This is a genomic window from Paenibacillus macquariensis, assembly GCF_900156375.1.
In the GTDB taxonomy this organism is placed as follows: Bacteria; Bacillota; Bacilli; order Paenibacillales; family Paenibacillaceae; genus Paenibacillus_AQ; species Paenibacillus_AQ macquariensis.
Genome location: NZ_FTNK01000001.1, coordinates 185,691 through 205,258, shown reverse-complemented (window position 1 = coordinate 205,258; position 19,568 = coordinate 185,691). Strand labels below are relative to the sequence as shown.

The 19,568-nt window shown below is 40.3% G+C and carries 23 protein-coding genes and 1 pseudogene; 23 read left to right on the top strand and 1 reads right to left on the bottom strand.

All coding sequences use genetic code 11. The annotated features are described in order from the left end of the window. Nucleotides 1-23: 23 nt before the first annotated feature. From BW961_RS00825 to BW961_RS00815, 3 genes are read left to right on the top strand one after another with little or no spacing between them, the layout of a single operon-like run. Nucleotides 24-623 carry a CPBP family intramembrane glutamic endopeptidase gene (locus BW961_RS00825; protein WP_068590143.1) on the top strand — a complete coding sequence of 200 codons (600 nt, stop codon included), beginning with the start codon at nucleotides 24-26 and terminating at the stop codon, nucleotides 621-623. After that, nucleotides 620-955: a hypothetical protein gene (locus BW961_RS00820; RefSeq protein WP_068590145.1), complete on the top strand. Its 336-nt coding sequence runs from the start codon at nucleotides 620-622 to the stop codon at nucleotides 953-955. The genes BW961_RS00825 and BW961_RS00820 overlap by 4 nt, the downstream gene beginning before the upstream one ends. Next, nucleotides 955-1,788: a metallophosphoesterase gene (locus BW961_RS00815; protein WP_068590147.1), complete on the top strand. Its 834-nt coding sequence runs from the start codon at nucleotides 955-957 to the stop codon at nucleotides 1,786-1,788. The genes BW961_RS00820 and BW961_RS00815 overlap by 1 nt, the downstream gene beginning before the upstream one ends. Before the next feature lie 368 nt (nucleotides 1,789-2,156). On the opposite strand, the gene BW961_RS00810 is transcribed toward BW961_RS00815, so the two are convergent. Next, nucleotides 2,157-3,044 (bottom strand): polysaccharide deacetylase family protein, encoded by an 888-nt coding sequence (locus BW961_RS00810; RefSeq protein ID WP_068590149.1) that lies wholly within the window; start codon nucleotides 3,042-3,044, stop codon nucleotides 2,157-2,159. A gap of 92 nt (nucleotides 3,045-3,136) precedes the next feature. On the opposite strand from BW961_RS00810, the gene BW961_RS00805 reads away from it, so the two are divergent. From BW961_RS00805 to BW961_RS00710, 20 genes and pseudogenes are all read left to right on the top strand, one after another. After that, nucleotides 3,137-3,496, top strand: coding sequence for a hypothetical protein (locus BW961_RS00805; RefSeq protein ID WP_139331490.1), 360 nt, complete (start codon nucleotides 3,137-3,139; stop codon nucleotides 3,494-3,496). A 192-nt stretch (nucleotides 3,497-3,688) separates the two neighbouring features. Further along, nucleotides 3,689-4,303, top strand: a complete 615-nt coding sequence (locus BW961_RS00800; RefSeq protein ID WP_068590151.1) for a genetic competence negative regulator — start codon at nucleotides 3,689-3,691, stop codon at nucleotides 4,301-4,303. A 38-nt stretch (nucleotides 4,304-4,341) separates the two neighbouring features. Then, nucleotides 4,342-5,037: a glutamic-type intramembrane protease PrsW gene (gene prsW, locus BW961_RS00795; protein ID WP_068590153.1), complete on the top strand. Its 696-nt coding sequence runs from the start codon at nucleotides 4,342-4,344 to the stop codon at nucleotides 5,035-5,037. A gap of 360 nt (nucleotides 5,038-5,397) precedes the next feature. Next, a complete protein-coding gene (gene ypeB / locus BW961_RS00790; protein WP_068590155.1) occupies nucleotides 5,398-6,747 on the top strand; it encodes a germination protein YpeB in 1,350 nt (449 codons plus the stop codon). Nucleotides 6,748-6,883: 136 nt separating this feature from the next. Further along, nucleotides 6,884-7,537: a flagellar brake protein gene (locus BW961_RS00785; RefSeq protein WP_170878510.1), complete on the top strand. Its 654-nt coding sequence runs from the start codon at nucleotides 6,884-6,886 to the stop codon at nucleotides 7,535-7,537. Between the two features lie 71 nt (nucleotides 7,538-7,608). Then, nucleotides 7,609-7,827, top strand: coding sequence for a hypothetical protein (locus tag BW961_RS00780; RefSeq protein WP_068590158.1), 219 nt, complete (start codon nucleotides 7,609-7,611; stop codon nucleotides 7,825-7,827). A 110-nt stretch (nucleotides 7,828-7,937) separates the two neighbouring features. After that, the gene (gene cmk, locus BW961_RS00775; protein ID WP_068590160.1) at nucleotides 7,938-8,645 is read left to right on the top strand and encodes a (d)CMP kinase; all 708 of its coding nucleotides are present in this window, start codon (nucleotides 7,938-7,940) and stop codon (nucleotides 8,643-8,645) included. Continuing rightward, complete coding sequence (locus BW961_RS00770) at nucleotides 8,642-9,232, top strand: lysophospholipid acyltransferase family protein (protein WP_068590162.1); 591 nt, start codon at nucleotides 8,642-8,644, stop codon at nucleotides 9,230-9,232. The genes cmk and BW961_RS00770 overlap by 4 nt, the downstream gene beginning before the upstream one ends. A gap of 152 nt (nucleotides 9,233-9,384) precedes the next feature. Then, nucleotides 9,385-10,374 (top strand): annotated as a pseudogene (gene rpsA, locus BW961_RS00765) (30S ribosomal protein S1); the annotation flags it as partial. A gap of 209 nt (nucleotides 10,375-10,583) precedes the next feature. Next, nucleotides 10,584-11,906 (top strand): ribosome biogenesis GTPase Der, encoded by a 1,323-nt coding sequence (gene der / locus BW961_RS00760; protein ID WP_068590164.1) that lies wholly within the window; start codon nucleotides 10,584-10,586, stop codon nucleotides 11,904-11,906. 11 nt (nucleotides 11,907-11,917) lie between these two features. Next, nucleotides 11,918-12,544 (top strand): glycerol-3-phosphate 1-O-acyltransferase PlsY, encoded by a 627-nt coding sequence (gene plsY, locus BW961_RS00755; RefSeq protein WP_068590166.1) that lies wholly within the window; start codon nucleotides 11,918-11,920, stop codon nucleotides 12,542-12,544. Beyond that, nucleotides 12,537-13,577: an NAD(P)H-dependent glycerol-3-phosphate dehydrogenase gene (locus BW961_RS00750; protein ID WP_068590167.1), complete on the top strand. Its 1,041-nt coding sequence runs from the start codon at nucleotides 12,537-12,539 to the stop codon at nucleotides 13,575-13,577. The genes plsY and BW961_RS00750 overlap by 8 nt, the downstream gene beginning before the upstream one ends. Before the next feature lie 72 nt (nucleotides 13,578-13,649). After that, nucleotides 13,650-13,925, top strand: a complete 276-nt coding sequence (locus tag BW961_RS00745; RefSeq protein WP_068590168.1) for a stage VI sporulation protein F — start codon at nucleotides 13,650-13,652, stop codon at nucleotides 13,923-13,925. 156 nt (nucleotides 13,926-14,081) lie between these two features. Continuing rightward, nucleotides 14,082-14,261: a DUF2768 family protein gene (locus BW961_RS00740; protein ID WP_068590577.1), complete on the top strand. Its 180-nt coding sequence runs from the start codon at nucleotides 14,082-14,084 to the stop codon at nucleotides 14,259-14,261. A gap of 35 nt (nucleotides 14,262-14,296) precedes the next feature. Next, nucleotides 14,297-14,611 (top strand): 2Fe-2S iron-sulfur cluster-binding protein, encoded by a 315-nt coding sequence (locus BW961_RS00735; RefSeq protein ID WP_326110713.1) that lies wholly within the window; start codon nucleotides 14,297-14,299, stop codon nucleotides 14,609-14,611. A gap of 38 nt (nucleotides 14,612-14,649) precedes the next feature. Then, on the top strand, nucleotides 14,650-15,267 hold the full coding sequence (locus BW961_RS00730; protein ID WP_068590170.1) for a nucleotidyltransferase family protein: 618 nt from the start codon (nucleotides 14,650-14,652) through the stop codon (nucleotides 15,265-15,267). Between the two features lie 18 nt (nucleotides 15,268-15,285). Further along, entirely contained in the window at nucleotides 15,286-15,645 is a 360-nt protein-coding gene (locus BW961_RS00725) for a 2Fe-2S iron-sulfur cluster-binding protein (protein ID WP_068590172.1), read from the top strand. Nucleotides 15,646-15,685: 40 nt separating this feature from the next. Next, complete coding sequence (locus BW961_RS00720; RefSeq protein ID WP_244555832.1) at nucleotides 15,686-16,408, top strand: hypothetical protein; 723 nt, start codon at nucleotides 15,686-15,688, stop codon at nucleotides 16,406-16,408. A 388-nt stretch (nucleotides 16,409-16,796) separates the two neighbouring features. Further along, nucleotides 16,797-18,275 (top strand): stage IV sporulation protein A, encoded by a 1,479-nt coding sequence (gene spoIVA / locus BW961_RS00715; RefSeq protein WP_068590174.1) that lies wholly within the window; start codon nucleotides 16,797-16,799, stop codon nucleotides 18,273-18,275. 209 nt (nucleotides 18,276-18,484) lie between these two features. Further along, the gene (locus BW961_RS00710; RefSeq protein WP_068590176.1) at nucleotides 18,485-19,558 is read left to right on the top strand and encodes a sugar ABC transporter substrate-binding protein; all 1,074 of its coding nucleotides are present in this window, start codon (nucleotides 18,485-18,487) and stop codon (nucleotides 19,556-19,558) included. The last annotated feature ends 10 nt before the right edge of the window (nucleotides 19,559-19,568 follow it).

Below are 19,568 nucleotides of genomic sequence, written 5' to 3'. Positions count from 1 at the left end.
GAATTAAGAACAGGCAGGACACAATGAAAAAAATAAAATTTAAAGTCCCGAAAATAAGGATTAAACAAGTATCAGCAGATCAATTAACAACTCGGCTACTTCTTATCAATCTATATTTTACACAAGGTCTTACTTTACTTATCGGCATATGTTGGATTTTTTTGCAGAAGAGAAATCCATTTGAATTATTTTCATTCCAGCAAGATGTCAATTTTGTGGCATGGGGTCTTGGGTTAGCATGCGTGATGCTTATGATTGATTTTCTAGTATCCAGAATTATGCCGGAAGATGCCATGGATGACGGTGGAATTAACAAAATGTTATTCAGTGATCGTCCTGTATGGCACATCGTATGTATTGCAGCTATGGTAGCCATTTGTGAAGAATTATTATTTCGTGGGGCAATCCAGTATGCTATAGGTCCATATTGGACCAGTATTATATTTGCACTAATTCATATTCGATATCTGAAACATTGGATTCCTACGGGGTGGGTTTTCCTAAGTAGTTATGGACTTGGCTTTATCTACATCCAAACCGGATCGTTGTGGGCTCCAATTGTTTGCCATTTCGTTATAGATTTGATTTCTGGGTTAGTGATTCGATTGCGGAGGGAAACATGAGTAGTGGATTAAGTAGGGTAGAATCGAGTAAGAAGCGTAGGCTCAAGGAGAAGAAGCCTTTAATACGTAGTGGATTAAGAAGAGATAGAACAACTTCAGAACCGATTGAGCTTTCTAACAAGAACGAACCCTTAAGAAGATCAAGTAAATCCGACAATGAAGTGGATAGTGGGAGCGAGGTTGTGCCTTCCCGAACGGATACCTATTCAAGCCGTACTGTTAAATTAAGTAAAATATTTCTTAATACATTAATTTTTCTTTTCGTAATTCTGACCGTGGGATTAGTATGGTGGGGGCTAGCAGGTGCTCCTGACTTGAAGGAGATTTGGTGATGAGTGCGCTGATCTGGGTGTATGCTAGTATTGCTTTAGTGGGATTATCTCTAATATGCAAGATGATCAATGAGGCATTACGTAATAAAGTGAGTCCGATTGAAATTGAAATGGATAGACTTCCAACTTCTTTTGATGGAAGTCGTATTCTCTTAATAACTGACATTCATCGGAGGAAGTTACCTGAGTCTCTTTTGATGGCTCTACACGGGCAGGTGGATTGGGTGTTTCTTGCCGGGGATATTATGGAGAAGAATGTTCCCTTGGGCCGTGTAGAGGCTAATATGAAGCTCCTTAGACGTGTGGCTCCTGTGTATGCAGTACACGGAAATCATGATTACAAAGCTAAGATATCTTCTTTGGATAACATGCTTGAACAATGTGATATTGAATTGTTAATGAACAGCAATGTTCGATTGGACAAAAATGGAGATCATGTGTGGTTGACGGGAATGGATTACCCTCCGTTTCGCAAACGATCGTATCCAGCGTTACCAAAGTTACCAGTCCATGAAATGGAGACATGTCGGATTGTATTGGTTCATGATCCAGCATGGGCTAATCGATACTCGGTTAAACCAGCAGACCTTACCTTAGCTGGGCATACGCATGGAGGTCAGATCAATCTTCCGTTCATTGGACTTATTTCTTTAGACAAGGAATATCATCATATCGCATGTGGGTTGTTCCAATGGAATCAACCAAATGCTGTTGTGAAAACGGCTACAATGTTAGTTAGTCGAGGGTTTGGATATCGTCATCTTCCGCTGAGATTACGTTGCCCTGCAGAAATGCATCTTATTACGTTACGTGCAAACAAGGTTGAAGGATGATGATATACATCACTAAAAAAAGGAATTACCCTACCAAGGTTCATTAACTGACCTTGGTAAGGTAATTCCTTTCTTTATAATACAATCAACTAATATGGCTCTACACCTTATTTAGTATCTGCAGAAAATATAATCGATAAGTTCGAAGTAGCGAAGATGACGGAATTGTCCTGGAGAAGCGTAAGCGTACGCTACAAGTTTTCCGTAGGAAAGCTACTCCGAAAGCATATGCTTGCCCTCTGATTTCCACCGCTTTAGCGGTATATAATCAAGAAATCAGACGGCAACAGCGAGCGGAAGGATAATCCGTCATCGTAGCGGCATCGACACGATTTTTGAAGAATACGGGTTAAGGAGCGGAGCCATTCCTACCTCATCTCCAACTCAATGCTTCGAGGATCAACGAAAGAATATCCTCTGCCTTCAAGTTCGACTAACAACGCTTCCAATGCTTCAACTGTCCAAGGTAATTCATGCATAAGAATGTTGCTTCCTGAATGGAGTTGATCGGTCACATTCTTAATGAGGGCAGTCGTTTTGTTGGCATCTGACGCTTTCATTTCCCAGTCCAATGATCCATTTGACCAAGTCATATATAACAAGCCGTTGTCTTTGGCAACTTTTTTCCCTACATCTCCACCTCCACCATGAGGCGGACGAAAGAATACAGGTGCTGTTCCAGTAATATCCTTAACAGCTTTTTGAACGTCTTCAATTTGTTTTTTCACTTCTGTTTCTGTCTTCTTTTTCAATACAATATGATCCCAACTGTGATTACCAATGATTTGCTCGCGATCATGTATGAGCTTAAGGAGATCCGGGTTTTCTTTTACTCTGTAACCATTCACGAAGAAAATTGCTTTCGCATGATGATTGTCCAGCGTATCAATCATGCTATTGATCATCGATGCCTCTTTTGGTCCATCATCGAAGGTGAGTAGAACAACCTTTTTAGGGGTTTCTTCATCATTTGGAATGATGTCATAATTTTTGTTCATATGATATTTAAGTTCGATTGGAGCTGCTTGATCCGTCTCAGTCTTTGGTGTTTCTGGGTCTTTTTCTGCTGGAATTGGTTCTGTTGAGGGTATGTTGTTTGGTTTGCTTACTTCGGTATTAGGTTCTTTACCTTCTTCTTTAGACTGTTGAAATTGATTTGTAGTCACATTTGAATTAGAGCTGCTTGTTGTCGAATTTCCGCAGGAACTAAGCAAAAAAGCACAAATCAGGAATAGTACTGTTGTTTGTTTGGTCATTATTCCATCTCACTTTCCTGTAATTAACCGTATGAGTACTTAAATTAATGCAAATACTAGCGATGATTCTATCACATAAGGAGGCTACACATGTGAATATTTCGTCACTTTTAACCGGTATTGTTATTGGTGCAGCAGCTACCAATATGATGTCCAAAAACAACCAAAATGGTTCTGTGAATCCAATCGCAGACCTAGCCAAAGGAAAAATGATGGATTTTGCAACACTCGGAATGAACTTTGTGGGGGATAATTTCAGTGAAAGTCCCACGAGTGGCTCCACTCACAATTCGACACATGAATCACCTGCTACATCCGGAGCTGAGACACAGACCCATTCGAAGGAGTCCAGTATGAAGATGGTGAAGGATTTTATTAAACAAAATCCTGATGTCAAATATGAAGTGGATATGATTCTGAAAGAAACAAATACGGTTATACCGGGTTTGTAAACTAAAATGCCTACCTTAGAATCATTTATCAGGCGAGTTTGTCTGATTGAATGATTCTTTTTTTGACTTTATTAATTCGTGCATTTATGAATAGAAAATGATACGATACTTACATAAGAACCATTTTTAGCACATTTAAAATGAGACATCATAACTTGTAATATCTCATTGCTTGCAAAGGAGGATCCTGTCATGAAAATAGAACGTTTAAGTCCAGATAAGATACGGATTTTCCTTACGTTTGATGATCTAAGCGAGCGTGGCATCCAAAAGGAAGACATGTGGCAAGAAATACCGAAGGTGCATGACCTGTTTACTGACATGATGGATCAAGCCTATAATGAAGTTGGTTTCGATGCAACAGGACCTTTGGCTGTCGAAGTGTTTGCCTTACCTGCTCAAGGGATGGTCGTCATCGTAACTAGAGGGAAATACGATCAACATCAATACGCCAATATGGGCGAAGATGAAATTCCAGAGGAAGTTTATGAAATGGAAGTCACGCTTGAACAAAGCGATTCTATTGTATATGCCTTTAATGATTTTGAGGTGCTAATAGAAGCGGCCCATGTACTTCGAGGAAATATTACAGAGGCTGGAAAGCTGTATAACTATAAAGATAAATGGGTTTTGTATTTAGATCCAGAAGATTTAGACGAATTGAAGCATCCCTCATTGATTGCTGTTTTGGCTGAATTCGGAGAATCGATTTCAACAACTGAAGCGGTGCTTGAAGAATATGGAAAAGTCATTATCCCAGAAGATGCGGTTCAAGTTATTTGTCATCATTTCGCTCGACAGAAATAACAGCAGATTATTTGTATTTGGAGACGGAGGAGTAAACGGTGCTACTATTTTCAATAATTGCGTCTGCAGTGGCGCCGGGAATTGCTTTATTGACGTTTTTTTATCTAAAGGACAAATATGATGCAGAACCCATTCATATGGTGATACGCATATTTCTACTCGGACTGCTAATTGTCATCCCAGTGATGATTATTCAGAGAGGGCTAACGTTGTGGCTTGGTCAGGGGCCCTTTGTACAGTCATTTTTCATCTCTGCTGGTGTTGAGGAATTATTGAAGTGGATTGTCTTGTATTACATTATTTATAACCACGTGGAATTTGATGAACCGTATGATGGAATTGTATATGCTGTCACGGTTTCTCTGGGTTTTGCAACCGTTGAGAATGTCATGTACGCTTGGTACAGTCACGCTTCAATTGGGACCATGTTTATACGGGCTTTACTTCCTGTTTCGGGTCATGCCTTATTTGGGGTCATTATGGGCTATTATTTTGGCCGTGCTCGTTTTTCAAATGGGGTTCGCACCAAGCGATTCCTTGTGTATTCACTTTTGACTCCATTACTTTTTCATGGGACGTATGATCTGATATTGGCAACCGTAACTGATTATTGGCTATGGCTTATGATCCCTCTAATGGTCATATTGTGGTACGGAGGAATGGGGAAAGTAACACGTGCTAATAGCCGTTCTCCTTTTCGTTTCCTGAAGAGGGAAGAAGAGGTTAATACTTAAACTTGTTGGACACACTTTATCTAATGAAATGACGTTTACGAGCTACACGTCATTCAAAGATGGGGGTGTCTTTTTTTTGCGCGTGAAAGTTAAAATTATATGTCAAGAATGCGGCGAATTTTTTATACTGAGTGGTAAAAAGGAACAGGGGAAGATTGAAACGGGCTTTAAACAGTGTCTTTGTGATAACCAACAGCACTTTGAAATTGAAGAGCATTTTTTTTGATATGACAGATTGTGAGCCTCGGTAGGACTTGTTTGACAATACATTCTAAAAGAAAGAGTGACTAGCATGCATAAGACGTCTTCCTTCTTGTCACACTAACGGCAAGGATTACAAGAAAGGAGACTTGGAGACATATGTATAAAAGGTTAAGTAGTGTATTATTTCCAGTCATGACGTTATTGTTGATTGGGGCTATAGTGTGGGGGTATCAAGAGAATCAGGAGAAGAATGCAATCCTCATCAAAGCGGAGAACCAATATCAACGAGCGTTTCATGATTTATCTTTTCATATGGATAAACTACATGGCGAAATCGGAAATACGCTAGCTGTAAACTCTACTTCTGGATCCATGCATCGCAAGGGGCTAGTCAACGTGTGGCGCATGACCAGTGAAGCACAGAATGAAATCAACCAACTGCCCCTCACGATGCTTCCTTTTAACAAAACGGAAGAATTTTTATCGAAAATATCTAAATTAGCATACCAGACTTCGATACGCGATTTAGATAAAGAACCACTGAACGATAAGGAATTTAAGACGTTGCAAGTATTGTATAAAGATTCAGGTCAAATTGCTAAGGATTTGCAAGGTGTGCAGAACAAAGTTATAGATAGCCGCCTTCGTTGGATGGACGTAGAAACGGCATTGGCAAGTCAATCCACCGGTGAGAATAGTATTATTGATGGATTTAGGACAGTTGATAAAACGGTGGGAGAATATCCAGATATGGATTGGGGTCCTTCTGTAGCATCGATGAAGGACAAACGTGCAGTAAAGAAATTAGATGGCGTACCCGTAACTAAAGAAGATATTCATCGTAAAGCGATTAAGTTTGCTGATTTAGGATCAAACCCAGAAGTCCAAATTACCGAGAACGGGAAAGGGACAGAATGGGCATCCTTTACGGCTAAAGTGAAGAAAAACAAAGATTCAGCTGCTATTGCTATGGATTTCACTCAAAAAGGAGGAATATTAATCTCCTATACGGACGAGCGGACCATTGGGGACAAAAAAGTGGATATGGATCTTTCCCGAGGGAAAGTCGATAAATTCCTTGAACATAAAGGATATAGTAATATGACTCCGGTCATGGCTGATGAGTATGGGAATATGGGGAACTTCACTTATGTTCGTAAACAAGATGATGTTCTTATTTACCCAGAGAAAATGACCATCCGTGTAGGACTTGATAATGGAGAGGTTACTGGGTTTCAAGCAAGTGATTTCGTGTATGAACATCATGCTCAAAGACCGATTCCTAAAGCGAAACTTAGTCTAGATGAAGCTAGGAAAAAGTTAAACATAGACTTCAAAGAGGATTATAGTCGTAAGTCGCTTATCGAAGATGAGCTTTCAAACGAAGTATTGTGCTATGAGTTTGGTGGTAAGGTGAATGGAGCCAACTATCGAATCTATATTAGTGCTGAAGATGGATCAGAAAAAGCGGTGGAAGAGATCAAGACCCCTATTAAGTCTAAATAAAGACGGTTTATACAACACATTAAAATGGCATTCGAGATGATTAAACACTCGAGTGTCATTTTTTTGTTTCATATAACGATTGGCATGATATAATTACAAGCAGATGATACTATTACGAACGATGGCGGTGAGCAGCTTGTATCCAAAAGTAAATGAACTCCTATTTATCAATATTGACTCAGCTAACGAGATAGAAGCGAATATCGAATATAAGTCTAGAATCTCAGATATTGAAGAACAATCTATATTGATGGAGATTCCAATGCAAGAGTCCGTACGTCGATTAAAGAGAATGAATGTAGGCGACGAGTTATCTGTTTATTATTTAAATGAGAACGGCGTTAAGCATTATTTTAATACATATGTTTTAGGGTTTAAAGAGGACGTTATTCGTATGGTTAGAATTCGTAAGCCGGAACCAGAGACGATTTCGAGAATTCAGAGGCGAACGTTCTTACGGGTGAATGCAGAAGTAGAGATTGCAGTTAAATTGAAAGATACCACACGGTTCATTACCACGACAGTAGATGTTAGTGGGGGGGGATTGTCATTTTACTCCGTATCTAAATATAATCTTAAAGAAGGCGACTCGTTGTCTTGTTGGGTTCTGATCCATTACAAGAATGGTTCAGTGGAACATGTTCCACTGAATGCAGAAATTGTGCGTATTAAGGATCAGGAACATCATCGTAGTATTGTTATGCTTAAATTCATGAGTATATCTGATATAGAGCGGCAGAAATTGATTCGGTATTGCTTTGAGAAACAATTTGATTTCCGCGATCGATAATTTTGGAGTGAATATGAATGTATCTTCTCTAAACTAGGTACACTAACGGAAAAATTCCGGGAGATTAGAGAATGAAAGAGAATCAAGAAGACATAGATTATTACGTTACACTGTTTGAAGAGTTGTTTCGAGCGAGCACAAAAGTGGTCAAGCGTGTATTCTGGACGTTGTTATGTTTGTTGGTTTGTTTTCAGATCTGCATGCATATTCCGCAATTACGAATTTACTTGTCTTTTGTGTATAGAACAGATGGCATCCCTATGGTTGAACGCAATGTAAATGATTGGTAAGGGAAAAGTGGCGGTTCCTTTTGCATGAATATCTTATATGTGGTATAATTCTTACGTCGCAGGCAATGCCTGCTTTTTTCTTGAGTTGATGTTATGGGAGGAATACCCCATTGGTTAGGCAAGAGACAGAATTTAACGACAGAATTAACATTGCAATTGATGGTCCTGCTGGGGCAGGAAAGAGTACAGTTGCACGCTTGGTAGCAAATGAATTGTCGTACATCTATGTCGACACCGGTGCTATGTATCGAGCCGTCACATGGTTTATGACGAAACTTGGCGTAGAACCTGAGTGTCAAGATGAGGTGCTTCGACACACACTTAACATGGTGCTTGAATTAAGACCAGGATCTGAAGGTCAGAAGGTCTTTGTTGATGGTGAAGATGTTACGTCGTACATCCGTTCTACGCAAGTGAACAGTATGGTGTCCCGATATGCGCAAATCGAGGGGCTGCGTACGCATTTAGTACATTTACAGCGGCAAATGGCTTTGCGTAAAGGCGTCGTGATGGATGGACGAGATATCGGAACTACGGTGCTTCCTGATGCAGAAGTTAAGGTATTCTTAACCGCTAGCGTTAAGGAGCGAGCTCTTCGTCGATTTAGCGAACTGAGTGATGCTGATGATATGTCACTGGAACAACTTGAGAAGGATATTGCGAAGCGAGATGCTCTGGATGAACAAAGGGAGATTTCTCCTCTTCGTTGTGCAGAGGATGCTACTGTTCTCGATACTACCAATATGAATATTCAACAAGTAGTAACCACGATTGTTTCATTTTGCAAAAGTCAGAGGGATGGAGAGAAAATTCGATGATTTATGTTTTTTGCAGAGGACTATTACGTCTCATATTTGCAGTTCTTTATCGTTTGGAGACGGTAGGTAAGAATCATATTCCTACTGAAGGTGGCGTATTACTCTGCGCAAATCACATTAGTGTGATGGACCCTATAACCGTAGGGATTAAGTTAAAGCGTCAAGTGAAATATATGGCTAAGGCGGAATTGTTTGATATTCCCGTGTTTGGCTGGCTACTTCGACAACTAGGTGCTTTTCCTGTAAAACGTGGTGGGGTCAGTAAAGAGTCGATTCGTTTGTCTATAAACATCTTACGTGATGGGCAACTGATGGGGATCTTTCCAGAGGGAACTCGTAATTCTACAACAGGTGTTGCCAAAAAAGGAGCTGCAAGTTTCGCACTTCGCTCAAAAGCAACAGTTATTCCAGCTGCTATTATTGGTGAATATAAGCTTTTTCGTAAAATGAAAGTGATATATGGCGCTCCTGTAGATTTAACTGAGTTTATGGAAGAAGGTACAGGCGACCAACTTGAAGCGGTCACAGAACGAATTATGTCTCGTATTTATGAAATGCAAAAGACAGGTAAGCCATCATTGAATTAGTATCTATGCATGAAGGAGATTCCTTTATGGAAAGATACTACAGCATAATGTGTTTTGAACACTGCTTTAGCAGGTTTAAATAAATGGGGTTTTGAATTGAGGAGGGTATTGTTATGTCGGAAGAAATTAAGAATGAAGAAGTAGTAGTAGAAGAATTAAACCAAGAGGAATTGGAACAAGCCATATTGAAAAGTGGTGCTGAAGAAATCGAGAAAGCATGGGATATCTTGGTGAAGAATTTTGAGAGCCAAGAAATCATTGAAGTTATCGTTTCTGATGTCGTTAAGGGTGGTCTAGTAGCAGACGTAGGCGTACGTGGATTTATTCCTGCTTCTATGGTTGAACGCCACTTCGTTGAAGATTTCAGCGAATACAAAGGTCGTACATTGCGCGTGAAAGTGAAAGAACTTGATCGTGAGAACAATAAAGTGATCTTGTCTGCTAAAGACGTTCTTGAAGGTGAGTTTGAAGCGAAGAAACTTGAAATCATGGCTAACCTTAAAGAAGGCCAAGTGATTGAAGGTACAGTTCAACGCCTTACTCAATTTGGAGCATTTGTTGATATCGGTGGTGTAGATGGTCTTGTACACGTATCTGAAATCGCATGGAGCCGTGTTGAGAAACCTTCTGATGTCGTTTCTGAAGGCGAGCAAGTTAAAGTTAAAGTGCTTAAAGTTGATTCCGAAAAAGGTAAAATCAGCCTTAGCATTAAAGCTGCACAACCAGGACCTTGGGAAGCAGCAGCAAGTCAGTTCAATACAGGTGATGTTGTAACTGGTGAAGTTAAACGTCTTGTTGCATTTGGAGCATTCGTTGAGCTTGTTCCAGGCGTGGAAGGTTTGGTTCATATTTCCCAAATTTCACACAACCATATTGCTACACCACAAGAAGTATTACAAGAAGGCCAACAGGTTCAAGTTAAGATTCTTGAAATGAACCCAGTTGAAAAACGTGTTAGCCTAAGTATTAAAGAAACAGAAGAAGCTCCGGCTCAAGAACAAAGATCTGATAAACCAAGAGCGCCTAGAAATTCTAGAGAGCCTAAAGTGGAATTCAACAACCCTAACGTATCACTTTCTAATGAGGGTCTAAGCTTTACACTTGGCGATCTATTCGGCGATAAGCTCGATAAATTTAAATGATCGGGATTTGATGCTCCATGAAATCGGCGAACCCTCCCGTGGGGTTCGCCGATATTTTTTTTATGAATGCACATAATAATAGGTAATAGGACACAATCCTCTACCCTATGACATATAAATCAACAAACATAAGAGATTGTGAAACGTTAGCAAAAATAGTTGTTTTTTGCTATGATGATATTCGTAAGATTTGACAGGAGGAATGCTATATGGCAAGACCCGTAGTTGCGATCGTGGGTAGACCTAATGTAGGTAAATCAACGATATTTAACCGGTTAATTGGCGATCGTTTGGCTATTGTAGAAGACAAGCCAGGGATTACGCGTGATCGGATATATGGTATATCAGATTGGAATGGTAAAAGTTTCAGTGTTATTGACACTGGAGGTATCGAATTAGACGGTGATGATCTTATGATGAAATCGATCCGTATGCAAGCTGAACTTGCAATAGAAGAAGCAGATGTTATCGTGTTTATGTGCGATGCGAAGTCTGGTATTACGTTAGCGGATGAGGAAGTTGCTCAAATGTTGTTCCGTTCCGGTAAACCAATCGTTCTAGCCATTAACAAAGTAGATAATATCAAGAAGATTGAAGATACGTATGAGTTCTATAGTCTTGGGTTCGGGGATCCTATCGGTATCTCAGGAAGTCATGGAACGGGTATTGGTGATTTACTTGACGCTGTTGTCAATAATCTACCTGAACTTGTAGAAGAAGAATATGATGACGACGTAATTAAGGTAGCCTTGATTGGACGTCCGAACGTTGGTAAATCTTCATTAGTTAACGCAATTTTAGGTGAAGAACGAGTTATCGTAAGTGACGTTCCAGGAACGACTCGCGATGCGATCGATACGCCGTTTGAGCGTGACGGACAACGTTATGTTATTATCGACACTGCTGGTATGCGTAAACGTGGAAAAGTATACGAGAATACCGAAAAATATAGCGTAATGAGAGCTATGAAAGCCATTGAAAGAGCTGACGTGGTACTTATGGTTCTAAATATCGAAGAAGGTATAATCGAGCAGGACAAGCATATCGCTGGTTATGCATATGAAGCAGGAAAAGCTTCAGTCTTCGTCGTAAATAAATGGGATGTCGTTGAAAAAGACGATAAGACCATGAAGAATTTCGAAACGAAGATTAGAGATCATTTCTTGTTTATGACTTATGCTCCTATTGTCTTTCTTTCGGCCTTAACCAAACAACGCCTTCAAAAATTACTTCCAGTTGTTCAACATGTAGCTCAACAACATGCCCTACGTGTACCAACACATGTGTTGAATGATGTCGTATCGGATGCAGTTGCTTCTAATGCTCCTCCGACGGATAAGGGACGTAGACTACGGATCAATTATGCTACACAAGTAGCAACGAAACCACCAACCTTCGTTATTTTTGCGAATGATCCAGATATGATGCATTTCTCTTATGAAAGGTATTTGGAAAATAAAATCCGTGCTGCATTTAATTTTGAAGGAACGCCGATAAGAATATTCACCCGGCGTAAGTCTGATGAAAGCTAGGTGATGACGGTTTGTTAATGCAAATAATTTCACTCATCATGAGTTACTTAATAGGTTCCATTAGTTTTAGTGTACTTTTGGCTAAGATGCTGAAGGGAATTGATATTCGTCAACATGGTAGTGGAAATGCAGGGGCAACCAATACATTACGTATATTGGGAAAAGGACCGGCTATCGTCGTACTTTGTTTAGATGTACTTAAAGGAATCATTGCAGTATGGCTTGGTAAATGGCTTGGAGGAGACGCAGCGTGGATCCCAGCGCTTTGTGGGATTGCTGCTATCATCGGTCATAACTGGCCTCTTTATTTTCATTTTCGTGGAGGTAAGGGTGTTGCAACGACGATAGGCGTTTTGGTTACTTTAAGTTTCTTCCCTGCTCTAATCGCTGGCATAATTGCAATATTGTCCATTGTAATTACTAGATATGTTTCGTTAGGATCTTTGATTTTCGTAGCACTAACCCCCGTAGTAATGTTACTGTTGGGTGGCTATCCTTGGCCTACTTTTTGGTGTAGCCTTATCATTGTTATTTTTGTTGTCTTTCGACACAGAACGAATATTGTGAAAATAGTTCAACACCGAGAGAACAAAATTGGCTCAGGGGGATCCAGCAAAGGAGGGAAACGTGTTGTCTAACAAAGTCTCCGTGCTTGTTGCAGGAAGTTGGGGTACGGCATTGGCTAGTGTACTCGCTGCAAAGAACCTTGATGTTTCTTTATGGAGCCGTAACGAACAACAGGTGAATGAAATCAATGAATTTCATACGAATAGTCGTTATCTACCAGGTATTACATTATCCTCCAATATAACGGCTACCTATAGCATGAAAGAAGCTGTAGAGAATTCGTGTGCAGTTGTCATTGTTGCTCCTTCTTCTGCCATGAGGGAAGTTTCTCGTGAACTTAAGCAGTATTGGAAGGAAGACATGTTATGTATTCATGCGACCAAAGGATTTGAGACAGAGACGTTACATCGGATGTCATCGGTTATCTCAGAGGAACTTGGTTGTGATGAAGGGGATATCGTTGTATTATCTGGCCCAAGCCATGCAGAAGAAGTCATTCGTCGTTGTCCTACTACGGTTGTAGTAGCCTCGCTCAATAAAGAAAAGGCCGAAGCTGCTCAAGAATTATTCATGAATTCCTATTTTCGAGTGTATACGAATAGGGACATGATTGGTGTTGAGTTAGCAGGCGCGCTAAAGAATATCATTGCGCTTGGTGCAGGGATGTCTGATGGGCTAGGATTTGGTGATAATGCGAAGGCTGCTCTATTGACGAGAGGTCTTGCTGAAATCTCGCGTATAGGTGTAGAACTAGGGGCCAACCCTCTTACGTTCTCTGGTCTAGCGGGTATAGGCGACCTTGTGGTGACGGCTACAAGCCAGCATAGCCGTAATTGGCGAGCAGGTTCATTAATAGGTAAAGGAAATAAGCTGGATGAGGTTCTAGAGTCTATGGGTATGGTTGTAGAAGGGATTCGAACCACGCAAGCAGCTTATAAACTTTCGATTAAGCATGGCGTCCAGATGCCTATTACAGATCAGATCTATCAAGTGCTGTTCAAAGAGCGAGATGCCCGTACTGCGGTTGAGACTCTTATGGGACGCGATCCAAAGACCGAAATGGAAAATATGCGCTTGGATACTTGGGAGCAGTGGCACACTTAAGTTATTCCATTCACCTTTTACGGCCTATCCTCATATTATATTGTGAGGATATTGCCAGAGGAGGGATAACATTTGAGCAAAAATATACCCAAGGATGCACTGAATGCTATTAACAAAAAAACGGGTAAAAACATTACTGAAAGTGCAGTTAAGAAGCTCGCAAGTACCGTCAAACCGACGACTATGCAGAATGAGGATCAACTGCGTCAATTGATCAAGCAAGTCTCTGCCATGGCGAATGTACCTGTTAGTGAAAATACGATAAAGGATATTGTTAGTGCTGTTAAGAAAAGTGGCATGAATTCCCAAAGTATGGAAACCTTAATGCAAATGATGATGAAGAAATAGATTTAATAAGTTGTATCATATGAACACTTTACTATAGGACATGACATTATTGGAGCCTCAGGCTACAAGATGTTCTGCCCTATTTTTGCGAATTGGGACAAGTTTCATGTTATAATAACGAAATATGACCTTAGTGAGAATGGAGAATTAAATGATATGGATCCAATGACAAAAATGTGGGTATCTCTCATCGGAATATTATTGATGGGACTTTCTGTTTTTTTAATTACATATGCCCGTAGTAAAACCAAGGGAATATTTAGAGGACTGTTGTCTATTATTGCCTTTGGATTTATGTTAGTTGGTTTTCTAGGTGGAGTGGTCTCCCTGATTTAAATCTGAAATTATAATAATCATACAGGATTAGGTTGGTGAAATTTGTGATAGCATCATCTGTACAACTTATGGGAAGAACAGTAACAAAAAGTGTTGAACCGAAATTGGGTGTATCTATACTCCAGCATGCTATTGCACATAATGTGGATTGGCAGCATATGTGTACGCGTGGGACGTGTGCTCGTTGTCGTTGTATCATCGAAGAAGGCGCTGAACACTTGGAGGAGCCGACTAAGGCGGAGCATGCACGTCTTGATCCGGAAGAAATCGAAGAAGGGTATCGTCTAGGATGCCAAGCCATTGTGAAAAGTTCAGGTCAGATTACAGCTCGTAATAAAACATATTTCTAAAATAAGAGGTAGTATTCGAACAAGGGAAGTGACAAACGATGCATCATCTCATAACCGAAATGCAGTGTGCACTACAAATGGCTGCTAGATGCTTGAATTCAACCAACCGTGTCTGGTTGGTCGGGGGGAGCTGCAGCTTGCTACTGCAGGGAGTGGACGTTCTCAGTCCTCCACGGGATATTGATTTGTATGCTGATTTGAATTCGGTACATATGCTACATACCGCAATGGAAGAATGGTCTACAGATAAGCAAGTGTTAAATAAAAGTGGACTATATTCGTCCGTTCTTAGTCATTATGATTTAAACGATACACAGATAGAGTTGGTAGGTGATTTTACAATCACTGCGAAAGGCTCCCAGTATAGGGTTGAAGTAGAAGCTAGACTTCATCCTCATGCTCCTGAGATCGAACTTGAGGGTGTTCCAATGAGTTTAATGCCTCTTAGTCACGAACTTTTATTTAATTTGCTAAGAGAACGCAAAGATAGATATGAAGCGATAGCTACAGTCATCCGGCAGCAACCGGAGCACCATGTGCCGTTATTAGTACAATTGTTAGACAATAATAGATTGGAAGCCAACCATATTCGGCAGATCGCCGCACTATTGGATCTTCCAAGTATACTCCAATATGATGCTTATGATCGTAATTGAGTATAGGAGGTGACTGTTGTGGATCATACCATAACGTTTAAACCAGCAGGAAAACATATTAAAGTCAGACACGGTACTAGCGTACTTAATGCCGCTCGTAATTGTGGAGTACATATTCCAACAAGGTGTGGAGGTAAGGCAGGTTGTTTGATGTGTAAAATAGAAGTGAGCGGACAACATTCTGTAGCTCTATCTCGGATTGCCGATGTTGAGAAACGTAAGTTAGGGTCATTGGTGAATGAAGGGATTCGTCTATCTTGTCAATCGTTGATACAAGGTGATGTCGAAGTGAACATTCCTGAAGATCGCCTGAAGGCTGCTGTCCGTAAACAACTTGAAGCTGCAAGAAACAAAGATTTCGAAGATGAGCTATGGTAACCTGTAGCATCCAATATAATTTTCCGAAGGGTGATGTTGGTTGAAGAAAACTAGAATAGTATCATTATTAATGATGGTCATGCTGCTCATGTCGGTAACGACAGGTTGTTTATACCCTGAGGGGAACAGTTCACAAAGTGTCTCATATCGTGAAAGTGTAAATCGGATTCAGATGGCCGTAGATGATTTTCAGAAAGAAAATGGTGTGTTGCCTATCATAAATGCCAATCAAGATACACCACGTTATGAGAAATTCAGAGTGGACTTAGTTAAATTGAAAGCGATGGGATTTATGGATGAAATACCGAATACTGCGTTTGAACAGGGCGGGAGTGGTTATTTTCTAATTCAAAATGAAGAGACTGATCCAACCATTAAGGTCATGGACCTGGTAACCGTTCAAAAGGTGAATGATGTTCAACAAGCTGTGGATAAGTATAAGCTACAACATGCTAATCAACTTCCTAATGCACAGGAATTATATCCTAATATCTATTCTATAGACCTTGCGAAGGCCGGTGTTCCTTCGATAAAGCTTAGCAGTGTATATTCTGGTGAGGATATGGTCTTTCTCATGGATAACAATGGACAAGTCTATGTCGATTATGCCTATGATATTATGCAAGTGATTGATAAATCGGATCATAAGCCGAAGGATGATGAGGATTTGAGAGTAATTCTTCTGAATAGTTCTTATTATGTCCCAGTCAAATCACTAACTTATAAATGGATAAATGGAGCGCCTGCTGCGGTTCAATCCTAAAGATTGAGTTATTTATGGACTTTTAAGTGGACCCGTCTTTTGGATGGGTCTTTTTTTTTATTTGTGCAACGAACTTCAGTCATAACAAGAGCCGCCGTCGCATATAACTGATTGGGATGGAGAAGTGAGTGGAAATATTGTTGTCCATGTTTGTAAAATACCCGTCATATTGTTTTGTTAAGGTACATAATATGATACTAGTCCAAATGCCCGAACGAGTAACGTCGCTTTGCCGTTCTGAAGCAAATTCTTAAACGACCGGCGGCGGACTACTAACGACATGGAAAGGCTGCTCATCCGTTGCTATGGTTGAGGCCTCAGATGGAACACGAAGCGGATGCTCTTAAAAGCATTTTTCCTTCGGAGTATTATGAGGAGGGGATCTCTCTTGGAAAAGGTAGATATTTTTAAGGATATTGCCGAGCGAACAGGTGGTGATATATACCTGGGTGTCGTCGGTGCGGTTCGCACAGGAAAATCAACATTTATCAAAAGATTTATGGAAACAATTGTACTTCCGAACATCTCCAATGAAGCAGATCGAATTCGGGCAGTAGATGAACTTCCACAGAGTGCTGCAGGAAAAACAATCATGACTACTGAACCCAAGTTTGTACCAAACAATGCGGTGCAGATTAATGTGGCTGAGGGCTTGGAAGTGAATGTTCGTCTTGTGGATTGTGTGGGTTATGCTGTGGAAGGCGCCAAAGGCTACGAAGATGAAAATGGTCCACGTATGATCTCCACACCTTGGTTCGAAGAACCGATTCCTTTCCAGGAAGCGGCTGAGATCGGAACAAGAAAGGTTATTCAGGAACATTCAACATTGGGTGTAGTCGTGACAACGGATGGATCCATTTCAGAAATTGGCAGAAGTTCTTATGTAGAGGCAGAGGAAAGAGTCATAGCAGAACTGAAAGAAGTGGGCAAACCCTTTGTTCTCGTCATTAACTCGACACGTCCTCGCAGTGAAGAAGTGCTTCAATTACGTAGTGAATTAGCTGCGAAATATGACATTCCAGTCATGTCTTTGAGTGCTGCTACGATGACTGAAGATGATGTTACAGGTGTGTTACGAGAAGTTCTTTATGAATTTCCAGTACACGAAGTGAATGTCAATCTTCCAAGCTGGGTTATGGTGTTGAATGAGAAGCATTGGTTGCGTACAAATTATGAGAATTCCGTTCGCGATACAGTGAAGGATATTCGTCGATTACGTGATGTGGATCGCGTAGTATCCCAGTTTATGGATTATGAATTCATTGACAGAGCTGCCCTCAGCGGGATGAATATGGGTCAGGGTGTTGCTGAAATTGACTTATTCGCGCCAGATGAGATGTATGATCAGATTCTGATGGAAGTTGTAGGTGTGGAGATCCGCGGTAAAGATCATTTACTACAATTAATGCAGGATTTCTCGCATGCCAAACGTGAATATGATCGATTTGCTGAAGCATTGGAAATGGTTAAGACGACTGGATACGGAATTGCTGCACCTTCACTCGCTGAAATGACACTCGATGAACCAGAATTAATCCGTCAAGGATCAAGGTTTGGTGTTCGATTGAAAGCGACTGCACCTTCGATTCATATGATACGTGTAGATGTTGAGTCTGAGTTCTCTCCAATCATTGGGACAGAGAAACAAAGTGAAGAACTTGTTCGCTACCTCATCCAAGACTTCGAGAATGATCCGATAAAGATTTGGGATTCAGATATCTTTGGTCGCTCGCTCCATTCCATTGTGCGTGAGGGTATTCAAGGCAAAATTGCGATGATGCCAGATAATGCTAGATATAAGCTACAAGAAACATTAGGAAGAATTATTAATGAAGGATCGGGTGGATTAATTGCCATCATTCTATAACTAAAGTATTCATCCTTTTGTGGAAAAAACCGTAAGCAGGATTAACTCCCTGTTTATGGTTTTTTTGTATTGAAATTTTTATAAAAATACATATTTGTGTATAATATTTTGATTATTTATATAAAACCGATTTACATACTCGGAATTAAGATTTATATTATAGAAAGAGTCTATATTAAATATCACAAACAGTTTCGAAAGGGGAAATAATGATGGTTTTAAAATGGAGAAAAAAACAATTAGTACTGGTTACGCTTCTTATCGTATTCGCAATGATTGCTAGTGCATGTGGATCAAATGCAGCAGGTTCAGGGGATAAAAAAGGTGGTTCCGCTGACAAGCCTTTGAATGGTAAACGAATTGCACTCATCATGGAATTTAATACAGGGACTTTTTCGCAACAATATGTACAGGGAGTTACTGAAGAAGTTGAGAGATTTGGCGGACAGTTGACCAAATTTGTAGCGAATAATGATAAAGCCAAAATGGCTTCTCTTCTAGAATCAGCTGTCACTCAAAAATTTGACGCGATCTTAACAGATCATGGAGACGCAGATATTCTCCAAGCTGGAATTAAGAAGGCATTAGCACAAAATATTTCTGTTGTTGTATTTGACGCCGTTGTTAAGGAGCCTGGCGTAACGGTACTTTCTCAGGACGATCAACAAATGGCAAAGCTCACATTGGATCAATTGAAGAAGGATATTGGGGGCAAAGGAAATATCGTTAAAGTGTGGGTTGCTGGGTTTGCACCTATGGAGCGTCGTCAAATCTCTTATGCCAAGTTCATTGGTGAGAATCCGGATATTAAAGAAATTGCATCTTTCGGAAATGCACAGAACCCGGCTCTAGATACACAGACTCAGATGGAAGCAATCTTGAAGCAATATCCAAAAGGCGAGATATCCGCAGTATGGGCGGCATGGGATGAATTTGCAAAAGGTGCATCACGTGCGATTCAACAAGCAGGACGTACAGAGATCAAAGTATATGGGATAGATATGAGCGATGAAGATTTACAGATGATACAAGATCCTAATAATCCTTGGGTTGCATCTGCTGCTGTAGATCCGAAAGATATTGGACGAATTCAAGTTAGATATGCATATCAAAAATTACATGGGGATAAGACGGAGGATGAAGTTGTTTTGAGTCCGGTCTATGTATCAAGAGAACACTTGCCAACAGAGCAAATCTCAACAACGGAGCTTTCTAAGTATGTTAAGGAATGGGGAAATAGCAAACAAGGGTTTCAAGATTGGATGAATGAATATAGCAAATAACATACGATAG

Coding starts and splice junctions, on each gene's coding strand:
- BW961_RS00780 (WP_068590158.1), top strand. CDS start 7,609: ATGAAAGAGAATCAAGAAGACATAGATTATTACGTTACACTGTTTGAA.
- BW961_RS00710 (WP_068590176.1), top strand. CDS start 18,485: ATGATGGTTTTAAAATGGAGAAAAAAACAATTAGTACTGGTTACGCTT.
- BW961_RS00730 (WP_068590170.1), top strand. CDS start 14,650: ATGCATCATCTCATAACCGAAATGCAGTGTGCACTACAAATGGCTGCT.
- BW961_RS00740 (WP_068590577.1), top strand. CDS start 14,082: ATGGATCCAATGACAAAAATGTGGGTATCTCTCATCGGAATATTATTG.
- der (WP_068590164.1), top strand. CDS start 10,584: ATGGCAAGACCCGTAGTTGCGATCGTGGGTAGACCTAATGTAGGTAAA.
- BW961_RS00770 (WP_068590162.1), top strand. CDS start 8,642: ATGATTTATGTTTTTTGCAGAGGACTATTACGTCTCATATTTGCAGTT.
- BW961_RS00810 (WP_068590149.1), bottom strand. CDS start 3,044: ATGACCAAACAAACAACAGTACTATTCCTGATTTGTGCTTTTTTGCTT.
- BW961_RS00800 (WP_068590151.1), top strand. CDS start 3,689: ATGAAAATAGAACGTTTAAGTCCAGATAAGATACGGATTTTCCTTACG.
- BW961_RS00815 (WP_068590147.1), top strand. CDS start 955: ATGAGTGCGCTGATCTGGGTGTATGCTAGTATTGCTTTAGTGGGATTA.
- BW961_RS00825 (WP_068590143.1), top strand. CDS start 24: ATGAAAAAAATAAAATTTAAAGTCCCGAAAATAAGGATTAAACAAGTA.
- BW961_RS00820 (WP_068590145.1), top strand. CDS start 620: ATGAGTAGTGGATTAAGTAGGGTAGAATCGAGTAAGAAGCGTAGGCTC.
- ypeB (WP_068590155.1), top strand. CDS start 5,398: ATGTATAAAAGGTTAAGTAGTGTATTATTTCCAGTCATGACGTTATTG.